The 16,214-nt window shown below is 67.6% G+C and carries 13 protein-coding genes; 10 read left to right on the top strand and 3 right to left on the bottom strand.

Annotation, left to right across the window (positions count from 1 at the left end; all coding sequences use genetic code 11):
- Positions 1-130: 130 nt before the first annotated feature.
- Both KUV62_RS13910 and KUV62_RS13905 read left to right on the top strand, forming a co-directional pair.
- Positions 131-1,933: an amidohydrolase gene (locus KUV62_RS13910; RefSeq protein WP_222604306.1), complete on the top strand. Its 1,803-nt coding sequence runs from the start codon at positions 131-133 to the stop codon at positions 1,931-1,933.
- A 199-nt stretch (positions 1,934-2,132) separates the two neighbouring features.
- Positions 2,133-4,451 carry a Tex family protein gene (locus tag KUV62_RS13905; protein WP_222604305.1) on the top strand — a complete coding sequence of 773 codons (2,319 nt, stop codon included), beginning with the start codon at positions 2,133-2,135 and terminating at the stop codon, positions 4,449-4,451.
- Between the two features lie 285 nt (positions 4,452-4,736).
- Here KUV62_RS13905 and KUV62_RS13900 read toward each other — a convergent pair whose 3' ends face one another.
- Positions 4,737-6,254: an MDR family MFS transporter gene (locus tag KUV62_RS13900; RefSeq protein ID WP_222604304.1), complete on the bottom strand. Its 1,518-nt coding sequence runs from the start codon at positions 6,252-6,254 to the stop codon at positions 4,737-4,739.
- 153 nt (positions 6,255-6,407) lie between these two features.
- On the opposite strand from KUV62_RS13900, the gene KUV62_RS13895 reads away from it, so the two are divergent.
- The 4 genes from KUV62_RS13895 (at position 6,408) to minE (ending at position 9,085) form a co-directional block, all read left to right on the top strand.
- Positions 6,408-7,016 carry a MarR family winged helix-turn-helix transcriptional regulator gene (locus tag KUV62_RS13895; protein WP_261395645.1) on the top strand — a complete coding sequence of 203 codons (609 nt, stop codon included), beginning with the start codon at positions 6,408-6,410 and terminating at the stop codon, positions 7,014-7,016.
- 139 nt (positions 7,017-7,155) lie between these two features.
- A complete protein-coding gene (minC, locus tag KUV62_RS13890) occupies positions 7,156-7,953 on the top strand; it encodes a septum site-determining protein MinC (RefSeq protein ID WP_410000857.1) in 798 nt (265 codons plus the stop codon).
- The gene (gene minD / locus KUV62_RS13885; protein ID WP_222604302.1) at positions 7,950-8,798 is read left to right on the top strand and encodes a septum site-determining protein MinD; all 849 of its coding nucleotides are present in this window, start codon (positions 7,950-7,952) and stop codon (positions 8,796-8,798) included. Before minC ends, minD begins: the two co-directional genes overlap by 4 nt.
- A complete protein-coding gene (gene minE, locus KUV62_RS13880; RefSeq protein WP_222604301.1) occupies positions 8,795-9,085 on the top strand; it encodes a cell division topological specificity factor MinE in 291 nt (96 codons plus the stop codon). Before minD ends, minE begins: the two co-directional genes overlap by 4 nt.
- Before the next feature lie 81 nt (positions 9,086-9,166).
- Here minE and KUV62_RS13875 read toward each other — a convergent pair whose 3' ends face one another.
- Positions 9,167-10,198, bottom strand: coding sequence for a YeiH family protein (locus KUV62_RS13875; RefSeq protein ID WP_222604300.1), 1,032 nt, complete (start codon positions 10,196-10,198; stop codon positions 9,167-9,169).
- 4 nt (positions 10,199-10,202) lie between these two features.
- Positions 10,203-11,981 carry a sulfoacetaldehyde acetyltransferase gene (gene xsc, locus KUV62_RS13870; protein ID WP_222604299.1) on the bottom strand — a complete coding sequence of 593 codons (1,779 nt, stop codon included), beginning with the start codon at positions 11,979-11,981 and terminating at the stop codon, positions 10,203-10,205.
- Between the two features lie 424 nt (positions 11,982-12,405).
- Here xsc and KUV62_RS13865 point away from each other — a divergent pair, with 424 nt between their 5' ends.
- The 4 genes from KUV62_RS13865 (at position 12,406) to KUV62_RS13850 (ending at position 16,207) form a co-directional block, all read left to right on the top strand.
- On the top strand, positions 12,406-13,194 hold the full coding sequence (locus KUV62_RS13865; RefSeq protein WP_222604298.1) for an IclR family transcriptional regulator: 789 nt from the start codon (positions 12,406-12,408) through the stop codon (positions 13,192-13,194).
- A 273-nt stretch (positions 13,195-13,467) separates the two neighbouring features.
- Positions 13,468-14,997 (top strand): CHAD domain-containing protein, encoded by a 1,530-nt coding sequence (locus tag KUV62_RS13860; protein WP_261395643.1) that lies wholly within the window; start codon positions 13,468-13,470, stop codon positions 14,995-14,997.
- Positions 14,994-15,737: a ParA family protein gene (locus KUV62_RS13855; RefSeq protein ID WP_222604297.1), complete on the top strand. Its 744-nt coding sequence runs from the start codon at positions 14,994-14,996 to the stop codon at positions 15,735-15,737. The genes KUV62_RS13860 and KUV62_RS13855 overlap by 4 nt, the downstream gene beginning before the upstream one ends.
- The gene (locus tag KUV62_RS13850) at positions 15,734-16,207 is read left to right on the top strand and encodes a CYTH domain-containing protein (RefSeq protein ID WP_222604296.1); all 474 of its coding nucleotides are present in this window, start codon (positions 15,734-15,736) and stop codon (positions 16,205-16,207) included. The genes KUV62_RS13855 and KUV62_RS13850 overlap by 4 nt, the downstream gene beginning before the upstream one ends.
- Positions 16,208-16,214 lie beyond the last annotated feature (7 nt).

Here is a 16,214-nt window from a genome sequence, read left to right as displayed (position 1 = left end):
CGTTTTATCCGTCAGGGTTGAAAACCTCGTGAGCTGATTCAAGGACGATGCCATTGTGCCGGGAGAAGATTGCCTCGCATTCCCGTCCACTTGCTTTCTGTGGGCGCCCGTTGATCAGGAGTTTGTCTAGATGTACGCCCGCACGCTTCTCACCGCCTCGCTCGCCGCGCTTCTCGCCGCCGGCTCGCCCGGACTTCTCTCCGCGCAGGAGATTGCCGACACGATCTATTCCGGCGGCATCATCCTGACCATCAACGATCTCGCGCCGCGGGCCGAGGCCGTGGCGGTCGCTGGCGGGCGCATCCTCGCGGTCGGCACGCTGGCGGAGCTCGAGGCGCTGCGCGGCGAGGCCACCGAGAGCTTCGATCTCGCCGGGCGGACCATGCTGCCGGGCTTCGTCGACAGCCACGGCCACGTTGTCCTCGGCGGCATCCAGGCGCTCTCGGCCAACATGCTGGCGCCGCCTGATGGCGACGTCTCCGACATTGCCAGCCTGCAGCAGGGGCTGCGCGACTGGATGGAGGACAACCGCGAGGCGGTCGAGCGGATCAACCTGATCGTCGGCTTCGGCTACGACAATGCCCAGCTTGCAGAGCTGCGTCACCCGACGCGAGACGATCTCGATGCGGTCTCAAGCGAGATCCCGATCGTGATCGTGCACCAGTCGGGGCATCTCGGCGTCGCCAATTCCGCAGCGCTCGCGGCGGCCGGGATCACCGCCGAGTCCGAGAACCCGCCCGGGGGCGTCATCCGGCGCGGCGAGGACGGTGCGCCCAATGGCGTGCTCGAGGAATACGCCTTCTTCTACGCGCTGGCACCGCTGATGGGCAATCTCGGCCCCGATGGCTTCACCCTCTTCGCCAAGGCCGGCGCCGAGATGTGGGCGCGCTTCGGCTACACCACCGGGCAGGAAGGGCGCTCGAGCCCCGGCAATGTCGAGGCGTTGAAGGCGGTGGATGCGGCGGGCGAACTGCCGATCGACGTCGTGGCCTATCCCGACATCATCGAGGCGCGGGATTTCATCGGCGAGACCACCTCGATGGACTATGACGGCCACGTTCGCGTCGGTGGCGCTAAGCTGACCATCGACGGCTCGCCGCAGGGTTTCACGGCGCTGCGCGACCGGCCCTATTACGATCCGGTGGGCGAGTATGAGCCCGGCTACAAGGGCTATCCGGCGGTCGAGATGGAGCAGGTGCTGGAGGCGGTGGACTGGGCCTATGCCAACGACATCCAGATCCTCACCCATGCCAATGGCGAGGGCGCCTCCGACATGCTGCTGGCGGCGATCCGGGAGGCCACCGAGACCCATCAGCCCGAGGATGCGCGCCCGGTGCTGATCCACGGCCAGTTCCTGCGGCTCGACCAAGTGGATGCCCTCAAGGAGCTCGAGGTGTTCCCCTCGCTGTTCCCGATGCACACCTTCTACTGGGGCGACTGGCACCGCGATCACACCGTGGGGCCGGTGAACGGCGACAATATCTCTCCCACCGGCTGGGTCACCGACCGCGGCATGATGTTCGGCACGCACCATGACGCGCCCGTGGCGCTGCCCGACTCGATGCGCATCCTCGATGCCACGGTGACGCGCCGCACCCGCTCCGGCGACATCCTCGGCCCCGACCAGCGGGTCGACGTGATGACGGCGCTGAAGGCGATGACGATCTGGCCCGCCTGGCAGCATTTCGAGGAGGCCGACAAGGGCTCCATCGAGGTCGGAAAGCTGGCGGATTTCGTGGTGCTGTCCGACGATCCCACGGCGGTCGATCCCGACACGCTCTCCGACTTGCGGGTGATGACGACGATCAAGGAAGACGTGGTGATCTACGCTGCCGACGAAAGCGGGCCGGGCTTCGGCGGCAGCTTCCCGGCAGAGGCCGACCTGGCGCCGGGCTACGATCTGCTGCACGGGCTCGAAGAGGCGGTCGAGTAACGCCGCGGTCGGAGGCGTGCGGTCGCGCTGCACCGGTCGGGCGCAGGGCCACTTGGCGCCGCGCAGCCGGGCGGCGCGGGCGGCGTCGTGCCGGCAGACGCAGGCCGGCTCGGCAAGAAACCGTCCTGCCGCGCTCAGTGCCCTTGGCGCTGGCCGGGCCGCGCGCTATGACGATCCTCCCGAGTGACAGGAGGCCCCCTTGGACCAGACCGCCGAGCGCATCGCCCGCACCATCGCCACCGAGATCGCCGCCAGCCCCGGCCAGGTCAGCGCCGCGGTCGCGCTGCTCGACGGGGGCGCCACGGTGCCCTTCGTGGCGCGCTACCGCAAGGAGGTCACCGGCGGGCTCGACGACACCCAGCTGCGCACGCTGGGCGACCGGCTGGTCTATCTCCGTGAGATGGAGGCCCGCCGCGCCTCGATCCTCGAGTCGATCAAGGGGCAGGGCAAGCTCACCGATGCGCTGGCGCGCTCCATCGCGCAGGCCGAGACCAAGGCCACGCTCGAGGACATCTACCTCCCCTACAAGCCCAAGCGCCGCACCAAGGCGATGATCGCCCGCGAGAACGGGCTCGAGCCGCTGCTGCGCGCCATCACCGAAGACCGCTCCGCCGATCCGCAGGCGCTGGCCGAAAGCTATCTTGGCGAGAACGTCGAGACGGTGAAGGCGGCGCTCGAGGGCGCGCGCGACATCCTCGCCGAGGAGCTGAGCGAGAATGCCGAGCTGCTGGGCCGGCTGCGCAGCTTCATGAAGGAGGAGGCGGTGATCTCGGCCACGGTGCAGCCGGGCAAGGAGCAGGCCGGGGCCAAGTTCTCGGATTATTTCGACCATTCGGAGAAATGGTCGGACATCCCGGCCCACCGCGCGCTGGCGATCCTGCGCGCCTCCAAGGAAGAGATCCTGACCGTCAACATCGCGCCCGAGCCCGAAACCGGCCCGACCCGCGCGCTGGGCATCATCGCGCAGGCCATCGGCATCCCCGGCGAGGCGCCGGGCGACCGGTGGCTGCGCGAGGCGGCGGGATGGACATGGCGGGTCAAGCTCAGCCTGACCATGTATGTCGATCTGCTGACCGAGCTGCGCCGCCGCGCCCACGACGAGGCGATCCGGGTGTTCTCGCGCAACCTCAAGGATCTGCTGCTGGCCGCGCCCGCCGGCGCCAAGGCGACGCTGGGGCTCGATCCCGGCATCCGCACCGGGGTCAAGGCGGCGGTGGTCGATGCCACCGGCAAGCTGCTCGAGACCGCAACGCTCTACCCGTTCCAGCCCAAGAACGATGTCCGCGGCGCGCAGGCCGAGATCGCCCGACTGGTGAAGCGCCACGGTGTCGAGCTCATCGCCATCGGCAACGGCACCGCCAGCCGCGAGACCGAGCGTCTGGTCGGCGACACGCTGAAGCTGCTCGAGGGGCCGAAGCCCACCAAGGTGGTGGTCTCCGAGGCCGGCGCCTCGGTCTACTCGGCCTCCGAGCTGGCGGCGAAGGAATTCCCCGGGCTCGATGTCAGCCTGCGCGGCGCGGTCTCGATCGCGCGGCGCCTGCAGGATCCGCTGGCCGAGCTGGTCAAGATCACCCCCGAGAGCATCGGCGTGGGCCAGTACCAGCACGATGTCGACCAGCGCCAGCTGGCCAAGGCCCTCGAGGCGGTGGTCGAGGACGCGGTGAACGCGGTCGGCGTCGATCTCAACACCGCCTCGGCGCCGCTTCTGGCGCATGTGGCGGGGCTCGGGCCGTCGCTGGCGCAGAACATCGTCGCGCATCGCGATGCCAACGGCGCCTTCGCCTCGCGCAAGGCGCTGAAGAAGGTGAGCGGCGTCGGCCCCAAGGCCTTCGAGCAGAGCGCCGGCTTCCTGCGCATCCGCGACGGCGACGAGCCGCTCGACGCCTCCTCTGTCCACCCCGAGGCCTATGACGTGGCGCGCCGCATCGTGAAGGCCTGCGGCCGCGACATCCGCCAGATCATGGGCCACCCGGAGGCGCTGCGCGGCGTGCGGGCGGAGCAGTTCGTCGATGCGAGCTTCGGCCTGCCGACGGTGCAGGACATCCTGTCGGAGCTGGAAAAGCCGGGCCGTGACCCGCGCCCGAGCTTCAAGACCGCGAGCTTCACCGACGGCGTCGAGGAGATCACCGATCTCAAGCCCGGCATGTCGCTCGAAGGCACGGTGACCAACGTCGCGGCCTTCGGCGCCTTTGTCGATATCGGCGTTCATCAGGACGGGCTGGTGCATGTGAGCCAGCTCGCCGACCGCTTCGTCAAGGATCCGCACGAGGTGGTGAAGGCGGGCGACGTGGTGCGCGTCCGGGTGACCGAGGTCGACGTGGCGCGCAAGCGCATCGGGCTGTCGATGCGCAAGGATGGCGGCGGCAAGCCGGAGCGCGGCGGCAAGCCGGGCGGGCAGGGCGCGCCCACGGGGCGTCGCGGCGGCGGCGGCGCGAGCAGCGCGCCGCGCGGCAAGCCCTCGGGCGGCGGTCAGGGCGCGCTGGGTGCGGCGCTGATGGATGCGATGAAGAAGCGGTGAGAGACGCGCCGGCTCGGACGTGCGGCAAATTCTGCACGGTTGAGCACGTCGCGCCATCGCCGGCCTGCGGGGTGGCGATACGACCGGCGATCCTCTCGTTTTATCCCTGCCAAGTCCGAAGGACCTCGACACGTCGCATTGCGCTCAACCAGATCGCCAGCCCATTGGCGCGGCGGCCTGCGGCCGTGATTCCGCGCTGGGTGCCCCTTCGATATTTGGAAAAAAACGCCCGCCAGCCTGACCCTATAGGCCAGGACTGACGGGCGACAGGGAGCAACTTGCGGCTCAGCTCGCGAGCGGCAGCTCGCGCAGCATCAGCGAGGCGAGCGAGGCCAGCAGCGCCGCGCCGGCGGCGATCCAGAACACCGGGTGCAGCGCCTGGCTGATGCTTTCCATCACCAGCATCTGCGCATCATGCGGCAGTGCCTGCACCATCTCCGCGCCGATGCTGCGCACGCCGCCATCGCCCATGCCCGGCACCTGGCCCTCGAGCGATCGCGACAGCTGGGTGCTGAACAGCGCGCCGAAGCCCGCAGTACCCACCGCGCCGCCGATCAGGCGGAACATGTTGGCGCTCGCCGTGCCGACGCCCAGCATCGACACCGGGATCGCGTTCTGGATCGCCGCCACGCCGATGGCGAAGACCGGCCCGAGCCCGAGCCCGATGCCGACCATCGACAGCGCGATGATCCAGAGCGGGCTGTCGACCGACAGCGTCGTCATCGACAGGAGCGACAGCGACAGCACCGCAGTCGAGACCACCGGCAGGAACTTGTAGCGCCCGGTCTTGGCCATGAAGCGGCCCGACAGGATCGAGGCCGAGAGCAGCCCGCCCATCATCGGCACCAGGAACAGCCCCGAGGAGGTTGGCGAGATGCCCTTCACCACCTGCAGGAAGAACGGCAGGAAGGTGATGGTGCCGAACATCGCCATGCCTACGAGGATACCGACCGAGTTCATCACCACGAAGGTGTTGTTGGCAAACAGGCTCATCGGCAGGATCGGCTCGGCGGCGCGGCGCTCGACCCGGATGAACAGCGCCAGCGCGGCGAGGGCGATGACCCCGAGCGCCAAGAGCTCCGGGCTGGTCCAGGCAAACACCGTGCCGCCGGTGTTCGAGATCAGCACCAGCGAGGCGAGGAGCGTCGCCAGAAGCGCGCCGCCGGCGTAATCGACCGACTTGCGCGAGCGGTCGCTGCGCCGGGGCAGGGCGATGCCCAGAACGATGAAGGCCAGCGCGCCGACGGGGAAGTTGACGAAGAAGATCCAGTGCCAGCTCAGGTTCTGCACCAGGAAGCCGCCGAGCAAGGGGCCGATGACGGTCGAGATGCCGAAGGCCGCGCCCAGCACCGCCTGCGCCTTGCCGCGCTCGCGCGCCGGCAGCAGATCGCCCACCAGCGCCATGCAGGTGACGATCAGCCCGCCACCTCCGGCGCCCTGGATGATCCGCCCCGCGATCACCATGCCCATGCTGTTGGCGGTGCCGCAGATCACCGCGCCGAGGATGAACACCCCGATGCCCCATTGCAGCACCGTCTTGCGGCCGTAGAGATCGCCCAACTTGCCCGCCACCGGCGCGCCGATGGTCGAGGCCAGCAGGTAGGCCGTCATCACCCAGGTGATCTTGTCCATGCCGCCGAGATCGGCGACCATCACCGGCAGGGCGGTCGAGACGATGGTCTGGCCCAGCGAGGCGAACAGCAGGGTCGCAGCCACCGCGCCGAGGATGAGCCTGATCGGAACCGGCTCGGCGCTGGAGGGCGGGGGCGCCATGTCGGTCGCGCCTTGGTCAATGGCGGTCATTCGAGTATCTCCACGAAAACTGTGCGGGCCGAGGGGCGGGCGCAACGGTCTGCAAACTGGCGCCGACATGCCCCTTGGGTCAGAATGGTCTGGGTTTTATATCTGTGCTGATGGCATATATATGTCAATAGCACATAATTACACGAGGCAGCTTTGAGCCGACGAGACGAGATACTGAAGGACGGCCTCGAACGGGCGGGGATCGAGCGCGACGTCTCGCAGGCGGCGCTCGACGTGGACGCGGTGCTGCAGCGCTGGCGGCGTCGGGTGATGAAGCGCGATTTCGGCCACAAGGCCTTGCGCGACCTCGATCTTCCCATCGACCTGGCGCAGCTCGACGTGCTGATGGCAGTGCGCGCGCCGGCCAACGAGTTCGGCGACGAGGAGGCCTCTTGCGAGACCACCGTGGGCACCGTCGCGGTGCGCCTCAGCATCGACCCCTCACGCGCCAGCCGCATCAGCACCGACCTGATCCGCCGCGGCCTCGTGCAGCGCGCCGTGAGCCAGCAGGACGCCCGCCGCGCAGTGCTCGAGCTGACCGAGGCCGGGGCCCGCATCGTCGAGGCCGTCCGGACCTACAAGCTCCTGGTTCTGGGATCTTTCTTCCGCGACTGGACGATGGATGAGATCCAGACCTTCCTGCCGCTGCTGGCGCGGTTCAGCGAATGGTCGGAGCGCGCCGAACAGCCCAGCGGCCCGGTCGAGAGCGAGATTGCCGAATTGCGCGGCAGGCTTGCGGGGATTGTCTCCGAAGAGGGCTAGCCTCGCTGTTTTCCTGCCCGCCGGCGGCTTGCCACCGAGCCGGCTTCGAGTCGCGGGCAGGAAGCCGCGCAATCTCACGATTGTGATATTTTCCCCGTGCACCTGCGCCGCGGAGAATCTAAAGGATCGGCCAAAACGAGTGCGCGTGCGAGTCGCGCCCAGACATACGAGAGCAGGAGCACGCATCCCGGTGCCAGCAGACGTTACCCGAGACCGAGGCGCCCGCGCGTCGGTGGCGGTCAAACCGTTCCAGGTCCGCGGTCGATTCATGACCGCCATCGCCCTCCGGATCGAGAGCGACCAGTTCGACGACGCCTTCTTCGAGGCCATCGATGAGCAGATCACCAAGGCGCCGCAGCTGCTGCTCGACGCGCCTCTGGTGCTGGATTTCTCCAAGGTGCCGGAGTTTGCCGACAGCGCTGCTCTGGCCGATCTGGTGGCCAAGCTGCGAACCCGCAACATGCTGGTCTTCGGGGTGCAGAACACCACCGATCCCCAGCTCGAGGCGGCGGATGGGCTTGGACTGATCCCGGTGCGCATCGGTCGCGACGGCCCGGCCCCGGAGGCCAAGCCGGCGCGCAAGAGCAAGGTCGACAGGCTGCTGCCGCCCGACAACAAGGTCATCACCAAGCCGGTCCGCTCGGGCCAGCTCGTGGTGGCCGAGCGCGGCGATCTGACGGTGATCGGCCCGGTGTCTTCGGGTGCCGAGCTGGTGGCGGCGGGCAACATCCATGTCTACGGGCCGCTGCGTGGCCGGGCCATGGCGGGCTGCCACGGCGACGAGGGCGGGCGGATCTTCTGCCGCGCGCTGCACGCCGAGCTCTTGGCGGTCGCCGGGCTCTACAGGACAAGCGAAAGTATCGAGGACGAGCTGCGCGGCAAGGCCGTGCAAATTTTCCTTAAAGACGAACGACTATGTGTGGAGGCGCTCGGATGACGACGCAACTCAAGGACGAGGCGCCGCTGGGCCGGATCGTCGTGATCACCTCGGGCAAGGGCGGGGTTGGCAAGACCACCTCTGCCGCCGCGATCTCGGCAGGACTGGCGCAGCAGGGCTACAAGACCGTGGTGATCGACTTCGACGTCGGCCTGCGGAATCTCGACATGATCATGGGATGCGAACGCCGCGTGGTGTTTGATTTCATCAACGTGATCCAGGGCGATGCGCGGCTGAAGCAGGCGCTGATCAAGGACAAGCGCCTTGATACGCTGTTCATCCTGCCGACCTCGCAGACCCGCGACAAGGATGCGCTCACGCAGGAGGGTGTCGAGACGGTGCTGAACGAGCTCAAGGAAGAGTTCGACTACATCATCTGCGACAGCCCCGCCGGCATCGAGCGCGGCGCCCAGCTGGCGATGTATTTCGCCGACGAGGCCGTGGTCGTGACCAACCCCGAGGTCTCCTCGGTGCGCGACAGCGACCGCGTGCTCGGCCTGCTGAGCAGCAAGACCCAGCGCGCCGAGAAGGGCGATGGCGAGCCGGTCAAGGCGCGCATCCTGCTGACCCGCCACGATCAGTCCCGGATCGACAAGGGCGAGATGATGACCGTCGACGACGTGCTCGAGATCCTCGCGGTGCCGCTGCTGGGGATCATCCCCGAGAGCCAGGCGGTTCTGCGGGCCTCGAACGTCGGCACGCCGGTGATCCTCGACGAGCCGTCCTCGGCCCAGACCGCCTACAAGGACGCGGTCTCGCGACTGCTCGGCGAGGAGATCGAGATGCGCATCGAGAGCGAGCGCAAGCCGGGCCTGTTCCAGCGGCTGTTCGGACGGTCGGCATGAGCCTGTTCGGTTTCTCTCTCAACCGCCGCCGTCCCAAGACGGCCCAGACCGCGCGGGATCGCTTGCAGCTCCTGCTCGCCCATGAGCGCGGGCAGGGGTCGGGCACGCCCGATTACCTGCCGCAGCTGCAGAACGACCTGATCGCGGTGATCCGGAAATATATCGACGTCGCCGATGACGAGGTCGATATCCGGATGGAGCGCGACGACGATGTCTCCAGCCTTGAGATCAACATCGATCTGCCCTCGGCCGAGGAGAAGGCGGCGAAGCCCGCCAAGAAGCGCTGATCCCGGATCTTTGATCCTGAAACCGCCCGCGTCGCATCCCGACGCGGGCGGTTTTTCTTTGGCTATGGAGCGCGGTCCTGCTCAGGGCGCCAGCTCGATCAGGCTTATGCCGCCGAGCACGAGCGCGGCGAGAAACACCGTCTCGGCGACGATCAGCGCGATCGCCCCGCCGCCGACCTGGATGATGTTGCGCAGGTCGGTCTTCATGCCGACCGCCGCGATCGAGGCCAGCAGCGCCCAGCTCGAGACCCGCGCCAGCACGAGGCCGAGCCCCTCGGGGATCAGCGCAAACGAGTTCAGCGCGGCGAGCACCAGGAAGCCCAGCACGAAGCCCGGGATCAGCGGCGGCCTCTTGCCCCCGGCCGCCGCGCCGCGCGGCGTCCAGAGCGCGATCACCACCACCACGGGCGCGAGAAACGATACCCGGATGAGCTTGACCAGCGTCGAGGTTTCCCCGGCCGTCTCGGAGATCGAGAAGCCCGCGCCCACCACCTGCGCCACGTCATGCACGGTGCCGCCGATGAAGGCGCCGGCGGTGAGGTCGTCGAAGCCCAGCGAACGGGTCAGGATCGGGTATAGGATCATCGCCAGCGTCGAGAGCACGGTGACGCCCAGCACGGTGAACAGCAGGTCGCGCTCGGAGCGCTCGTCCTTCGGCAGCACCGCGGCGATCGCCATCGCCGCCGAGGCACCGCAGATCGCCACCGCGCCGGCGGTCAGCACCGCGAAGCGGTTGCGCTGGCCGATGAGCCGCGCCAGCGCTATGCCGAAGAGGAGGGTCAGCACCACCCCCGCCACCAGAAGCGCGATCATGCCCCAGCCCAGCGACAGCAGCATCTCGATGCTGATCCGCGCGCCGAGCACCGCCACGCCGAAGCGCAGGACGGTGCGGGCGGTGAAGGCGATGCCGGGGGCGGTCGGGCCCTCGCCGCCGAGGAAGTTGAGCGCGATGCCGAAGAGCAGGGCCATCAGCATCGCCGGGGCGCCGTAGTGCTCGGCCACGAACTGCGCCGCGAGCGCCACGAGGATCGAGACCATGACGCCGGGGAAATACTCCCTTGCGCGCCCGGCCAGGACAGGGCCGGACGTCAGGCTAGAAAGCTGCGCGCGCATCGGATCAGCCGGGCTGGTCGACCATGTCGGCGGCGTCGATCCCCGCCACCTCGACCGGCTTCTTCATGGCGTCGCGGCGGAACGGCTCGCCCAGCTCCTGATTGATCATCGCCTCGATCAGCGTGGTGGTGCCGCTCTCCATCTGCTCCCTGATGGCGGTGTTCAGCGCCTCGGTCAGCTCGTCCATCGTGCGCGCCACCACGCCCTTGAGGCCGCAGGCCTTGGCGATGCCGGCATAGCTCACCTGCGTGTCGAGCTCGGTGCCGACGAAATTGTCGTCGAACCACAGCGTTGAGTTCCGCTTCTCGGCGCCCCACTGGTAGTTGCGGAAGACGATCTGGGTGATCGCCGGCCACTTGCCGCGGCCGATGGCCGTCAGCTCATTGACCGCGATGCCGAAGGCGCCGTCGCCGGCAAAGCCCACCACCGGCACGTCGGGGCAGCCAATCTTGGCGCCGACGATCGCAGGCAGGCCATAACCGCAGGGGCCGAAGAGCCCGGGGGCGAGGTATTTCCGCCCGGCCTCGAAGGACGGGTAGGCGTTGCCGATGGCGCAGTTGTTGCCGATGTCCGACGAGATGATGGCCTCGCGTGGCAAGGCCCGCTGGATCGCACGCCACGCCATGCGCGGGCTCATCCAGTCCGGCTTGTCGGCGCGGGCGCGCTGGTTCCAGGTGGTGCCGGGATCGTCCTCCTCGTGATCCATCGACGAGAGCTGCTGCGCCCATTTCGACCTGGTCTCGGCGATCTTTGCCCTGCGCTCGGCGCGGCCCGCGTCGCCGGCGCTGTCCGAGAGCTGCGTGAGGATGCCATTCGCCACCTTTGCGGCGTCGCCCACGATGCCCACGCTGATCTTCTTGGTCAGGCCGATGCGGTCGGGGTTGATGTCGACCTGAATGATCCTGGCCCCCTGCGGCCAATAGTCGATGCCGTAGCCGGGCAGGGTGGAGAACGGGTTGAGGCGGGTGCCGAGGCAGAGCACCACGTCGGCCTCCGCGATCAGCTCCATCCCGGCCTTGGAGCCGTTATAGCCCAGCGGCCCGGCAAACAGCGGGTGCGAGCCGGGGAAGGCATCGTTGTGCTGGTAACCGACGCAGACCGGCGCATCGAGCCGCTCGGCCAACGCCATGGACGCGCTGATGCCGCCGGCGCTCAGCACCACTCCGGCGCCGTTCAGGATCACCGGGTTCCGGGCCTCCGAGAGCAGGGCCGCGGCGCGGCTGATCGAGGCCTCGCCGCCCGGGGAGCGCTCGAACTCGATCGGTTCGGGCAGCTCGATGTCGACGACCTGGGTCCACATGTCGCGCGGGATGTTGAGCTGCGCCGGCGCCGAGAGCCGCTTGGCCTGGGCGATGACGCGGGTCAGCACCTCGGCCACGCGGGAGGGATCCCGCACCTCTTCCTGATAGGCGACCATGTCCTCGAACAGCTTCATCTGCTCGACCTCCTGGAAGCCGCCCTGACCGATGGTCTTGTTGGCGGCCTGCGGGGTGACCAGCAGCAGCGGCGTGTGGTTCCAGTAGGCGGTCTTCACGGCGGTGACGAAATTGGTGATGCCAGGGCCGTTCTGGGCGATCATCATGCTCATCTTGCCGGTGGCGCGGGTGTAGCCATCGGCCATCATTCCGGCCGAGCCCTCATGGGCGCAATCCCAGAAGGTGATGCCGGCCTTGGGGAAGAGATCCGAGATCGGCATCATGGCTGAGCCGATGATGCCGAAGGCATGGCGGATGCCGTGCCGCTGCAGGACCTTCACGAAGGCTTCCTCGGTTGTCATCTTCATGCGTTTTCCTCCCATGATCGCCGGACGGTGCACCGCCCCCTGTTGTCTCGCATCGGTCCCGTGATCGCCGGGCAGGGCGACATCAGCCCCCAAGCCTTGCCCCTCGCCGCATCTCCTGCTTTACAAGGATGGATGCGCAGGAAATGATACTCTTGGTCTCATTTGTTAGTCGGTCGCCTCGGGCGCGTCAACGCGCGTTGCGCCTGGTCGAGGCGGGTGCGGCGGCTGACCGGGCTCCGAAGGAGGCCCGAGCGGGGCTCGTCGTGGCCCGGATCGTTTGCGCGCTGATGCGGAATCGGGAGAGGGGCGGTTTACCTGCGGGAGCTGTCCGCTATACCGCCGCGAGCGCAACGGCGCGGGCGCTGCGGAGGGGGCATGGCCCCGTTGCGGCCGAGGATCGGCAAGGGCGGAAAGGCAGGACATCATGGACGCGGGCAAGAGCGACACGATCCCCACCAATCTCCGGCTGCTCATGGTGATCGAGGAGATCGCACGGGCCGGCGTCCCGGTGACTCCCACCGCCGTGAACGAGGCGCTCGGCCTGCCCAAGCCGACGATCCACCGGCTTTTTGCCACGCTCGAGGAAGAGGGCTTCCTGCAGCGCGACATTGACGGGCGGACCTATTCGCCCGGCCCCCGGCTGCGCCGGCTGGCGGGCGGCGTCATCTCCTCTCGCCACATCCGCACCGCGCGGCAGGCGGTGCTCAGGAAGCTCTCGGAGCTGATCGGCGAGACCTGCAATATCGCGCTGCCCGAGCGCAACGCCATGACCTATGTCGAGCGGGTCGAGACCGAGTGGCCCTTGCGCATCCAGCTGCCGATCGGGACCAGCGTGCCGTTCTACTGCACCGCCAGCGGCAAGATGTATCTCAGCTCGCTCGCCAGCAACCATCTCGAGCGCTACCTCGAGGCGACCGATCTCGTCGCCCGCACGCCGAACACCCTGACCGATGCCGCGGCCGTCCTGCATGAACTCGATGCAGTCCGCCGCAACGGCTACGCGCTCGACCGCGAGGAGTTCATGCAGGATATGATCGCGCTCGCGGTGCCGATCCCCGATTGCAACGGCCGCCTGATGGCGACGCTGTCGTTTCACGCGCCGGTTCAGCGCTTCGACATCGACAGGGCGCTGGGCTTCCTGGCCCCGCTGCGCGCCGCGGCGACGGACCTGTCGAAGCTGATGTCAGGGGCAGACGATCCCGACGAGGCCTGAGCCCGCCGGGGCGTTGCGGCCTTTCGCCCCCGGGCCGGGGCGCCCACGCGCGCTGCAGCCGGGCCGTCGCGTGCGTCTCGGCGCCCGCTGCGGGCAAGGCCTGTTGTCCAGGTTGCAAACCTGCCTTTCCGGGACACAAAAGCTGTTGCGCAGGCTTTAGGTTCCATGACATTGACGCGGCCCGCCGTGGCCTTTGGTAGCGCTTCCGGTGCCTTGATTTTTGTTGATAGGAGACCCAGTGTTGCACCGACAGCCGGGAGTTCAGAGACACGCATGTCTGAGATGCTGACATTCGCCAGCGGCGGCGATCTGCGGACCGCTTTCGGCGGCGTGGATCTGGGTAAGCTGAGCTTTTCGCTGGAAGAGGGCGATGCGACCGTCCCCTTTGCGCTGCTCGACACGTTCGATGCGCAGATCGCGGCGGCGGGGCTGCTTCTGGTCCAGACCGGCGACGGGCTGCATCTGCTCGGTGGCGGGGCCGCGCTGCGGCAGGATTGCGCCGAGCCTGATTTCATCGCCAACATGCCCGTGGGGCCGGTGACCAAGATGCTCGCTGGCATCGTCTCTCCGCTGCGCACGCTGATGACGGTGGCCGAGGGCTCGCTCGCGCGGCAGGGCCTGCGGGTGCTCGACGATTACCAGAAGACCCACCTGCGCGGAACGCTCTGGGTGCTCGATGCGGGCAAGGGGCGGGTCGTCTCGCTGCCGGCGCTGACGGCGCTGCGCGGCTATGACAAGTCGCTGTCCAAGGTCACCGCGAAGCTCGGGGCCAAGGCGGACGGGCGCAAGCTCGGTTCAATGCTCGAGGCCAGTGCGCTGCTGCGCGGCGAGGATCCCGCACTGATCGGCAAGACCCGCATCGTGATGACGCCAGACGAGAAGGCCTTCAAGGCCGCCAATGACATCATCCGCGCCCAGCTCGTCGCCGCGCGGCGTCAGGAAGACGGCATCATCGCCGATATCGACAGCGAGTTCCTGCACGAATACCGCGTTGCCCTGCGCCGCGTGCGCTCGGTGATCTCGCTGTTCAAGGGGGTCTACGATGACAAGCAGACCGCCGATCTCAAGGCCCGCTTCGGCGCCATCATGGCGCGCACCGGCCGGCTGCGCGATCTCGACGTCTACCTGATCGAGCGTGACCGCTACCTCGCGCTGGTGCCCGCGCGCTTCCGCCCCGGCATCGGCAAGCTCTTCGACATGTTCGCCGCGCAGCGCGATGTCGAGCATGCCAAGCTCACGGCCTATCTCGATGGCAAGGCCTACGAGAAGGAGGTCGCCAAGCTCGAGAAGTTGTTCGACAAGACCCGGCATCTCTCGAAGGGCCCGGAGGCCGGGCGCCACGCGCTCGATTTCGCCAAGGCGCTGATCTGGAAGCGCTACCGCAAGGTCTGCAAGATCGCCCGGGCGATCGACGACACGACCCCGGACGAGCAGGTCCACGAGCTTCGCATCGAGTGCAAGAAGCTGCGCTACCTGATGGAATTCTTCGCGCCGCTGTTTGGTGACAACGAGGTCAAATCACTGATCAAGGCGCTGAAGAAGCTGCAGGACAACCTGGGCAACTTCAACGATTACTCGGTGCAGCAGGCTGCCCTGCAGGAGCAGGCCGACGCGCTTGCCGGCAGCGCCGAGCCGGACACGGTCGAGATCGCCACCGGCATCGGCGGGCTCGTCACCGTCCTGCACAACAAGCAGCTCGAAGAGCGCTCCCGCGTCACCGCCTCCTTCGCGGCGTTCGACAGCGAGGACACGCAGGCCCGGTTCCGCGCGCTGTTCAAACCCGAGGGAGAGGCGAAGAAATGAAGATCGTCGCGTGCTATTCCAACAAGGGCGGCGTCGGCAAGACCGCCAGCGCGGTGAACATCGCCTACGGGCTCGCCAAGTCCGGCCAGCGCGTGCTGCTCTGCGATCTCGATCCGCAAGGGGCCTCCGGCTTCTACTTCCGCGTCAAACCCTCGAAGAAGCTGACCGACGAGCGCTTCTTCACCGACGTGAAGCGCTTCACCAGCGCCATCCGCGGCAGCGATTTCGACAATCTCGACATCCTGCCCGCCAACATGACCTTCCGCGATTTCGATGTCTTCCTGTCGCGCATGAAGAACTCGCGTTCGCGGCTGAAGAAGGCGCTGAAGAGCGTCGACAGCGATTACGACGTGGTGCTGCTCGATTGCCCGCCGAACATCTCGACCCTGTCGGAGAACGTGTTCAAGAGCGCCGATGCGATCCTCGTGCCGGTGATCCCGACCACGCTCTCGGAGCGCACCTTCGAGCAGCTTCTCGCCTTCTTCGAGGAGAACGGCCTGCCGAAGAAGAAGATCCTCGGGTTCTTCTCTATGGTGCAGGGCACCAAGAAACTGCATTCCGAGACCATCGCGGGCATGCGCAAGCAATACGGCAAGCGGCTGCTCGACGTGGCGGTGCCGTTCAGCTCCGAGGTCGAAAAGATGGGCGTGCATCGCGCGCCGGTGGGCACCTTTGCCCGGAATAATGCCGCAGTGAAGGGCTACGACCTGCTGTGCAAGGAACTGCTGGAGCGTCTATGACCGACAACCCCGTTGAAATCGAACGCAAGTTTCTGGTGGCGGAGTTGCCGTCTCTGGAGGGCGTCGACAGCAAGAAGATCCGGCAGGGCTATATCACCGTGCCGTCGGACTCGGTCCAGGTGCGGCTGCGCCAGAAGGGCAAGAAGTTCTTCATCACGGTGAAGGGCAAAGGCAAGATGATGCGTTCCGAACGCGAGAGCGAGATCGACGCCGCTACCTTCGACCGGCTCTGGGCCGCCACCGGCGACCGCTGCATCGCCAAGACCCGCTGGACCGGGACGCTCGAGGACGGGCGCACCTTCGAGCTCGATCTCTTCGACGACCGCGATCTGCGGCTGGTCGAAGTCGAGTTCCAGAGCCTCGCCGAGGCCGAGGCCTTCGTGCCGCCGGCATGGTTCGGCGAGGACGTGACCGGCAACCCGGCCTATTCCAACAACGTGCTGGCAAGCGGCGGGGTCGGGGTCGTCTGAGCGCGAC

This window comes from Salipiger bermudensis (assembly GCF_019801965.1).
GTDB lineage: Bacteria > Pseudomonadota > Alphaproteobacteria > Rhodobacterales > Rhodobacteraceae > Salipiger > Salipiger bermudensis_A.
Note: the sequence above shows the minus strand (reverse complement) of the source record. Positions and strands in the feature narration are given on the sequence as shown.

Excerpts from the sequence above, each read along its gene's own strand:
- KUV62_RS13910 (WP_222604306.1), top strand. The coding sequence starts at position 131 with ATGTACGCCCGCACGCTTCTCACCGCCTCGCTCGCCGCGCTTCTCGCC.
- KUV62_RS13900 (WP_222604304.1), bottom strand. The coding sequence starts at position 6,254 with ATGACCGCCATTGACCAAGGCGCGACCGACATGGCGCCCCCGCCCTCC.
- minD (WP_222604302.1), top strand. The coding sequence starts at position 7,950 with ATGACGACGCAACTCAAGGACGAGGCGCCGCTGGGCCGGATCGTCGTG.
- minE (WP_222604301.1), top strand. The coding sequence starts at position 8,795 with ATGAGCCTGTTCGGTTTCTCTCTCAACCGCCGCCGTCCCAAGACGGCC.
- KUV62_RS13875 (WP_222604300.1), bottom strand. The coding sequence starts at position 10,198 with ATGCGCGCGCAGCTTTCTAGCCTGACGTCCGGCCCTGTCCTGGCCGGG.
- xsc (WP_222604299.1), bottom strand. The coding sequence starts at position 11,981 with ATGAAGATGACAACCGAGGAAGCCTTCGTGAAGGTCCTGCAGCGGCAC.
- KUV62_RS13865 (WP_222604298.1), top strand. The coding sequence starts at position 12,406 with ATGGACGCGGGCAAGAGCGACACGATCCCCACCAATCTCCGGCTGCTC.
- KUV62_RS13860 (WP_261395643.1), top strand. The coding sequence starts at position 13,468 with ATGTCTGAGATGCTGACATTCGCCAGCGGCGGCGATCTGCGGACCGCT.
- KUV62_RS13855 (WP_222604297.1), top strand. The coding sequence starts at position 14,994 with ATGAAGATCGTCGCGTGCTATTCCAACAAGGGCGGCGTCGGCAAGACC.
- KUV62_RS13850 (WP_222604296.1), top strand. The coding sequence starts at position 15,734 with ATGACCGACAACCCCGTTGAAATCGAACGCAAGTTTCTGGTGGCGGAG.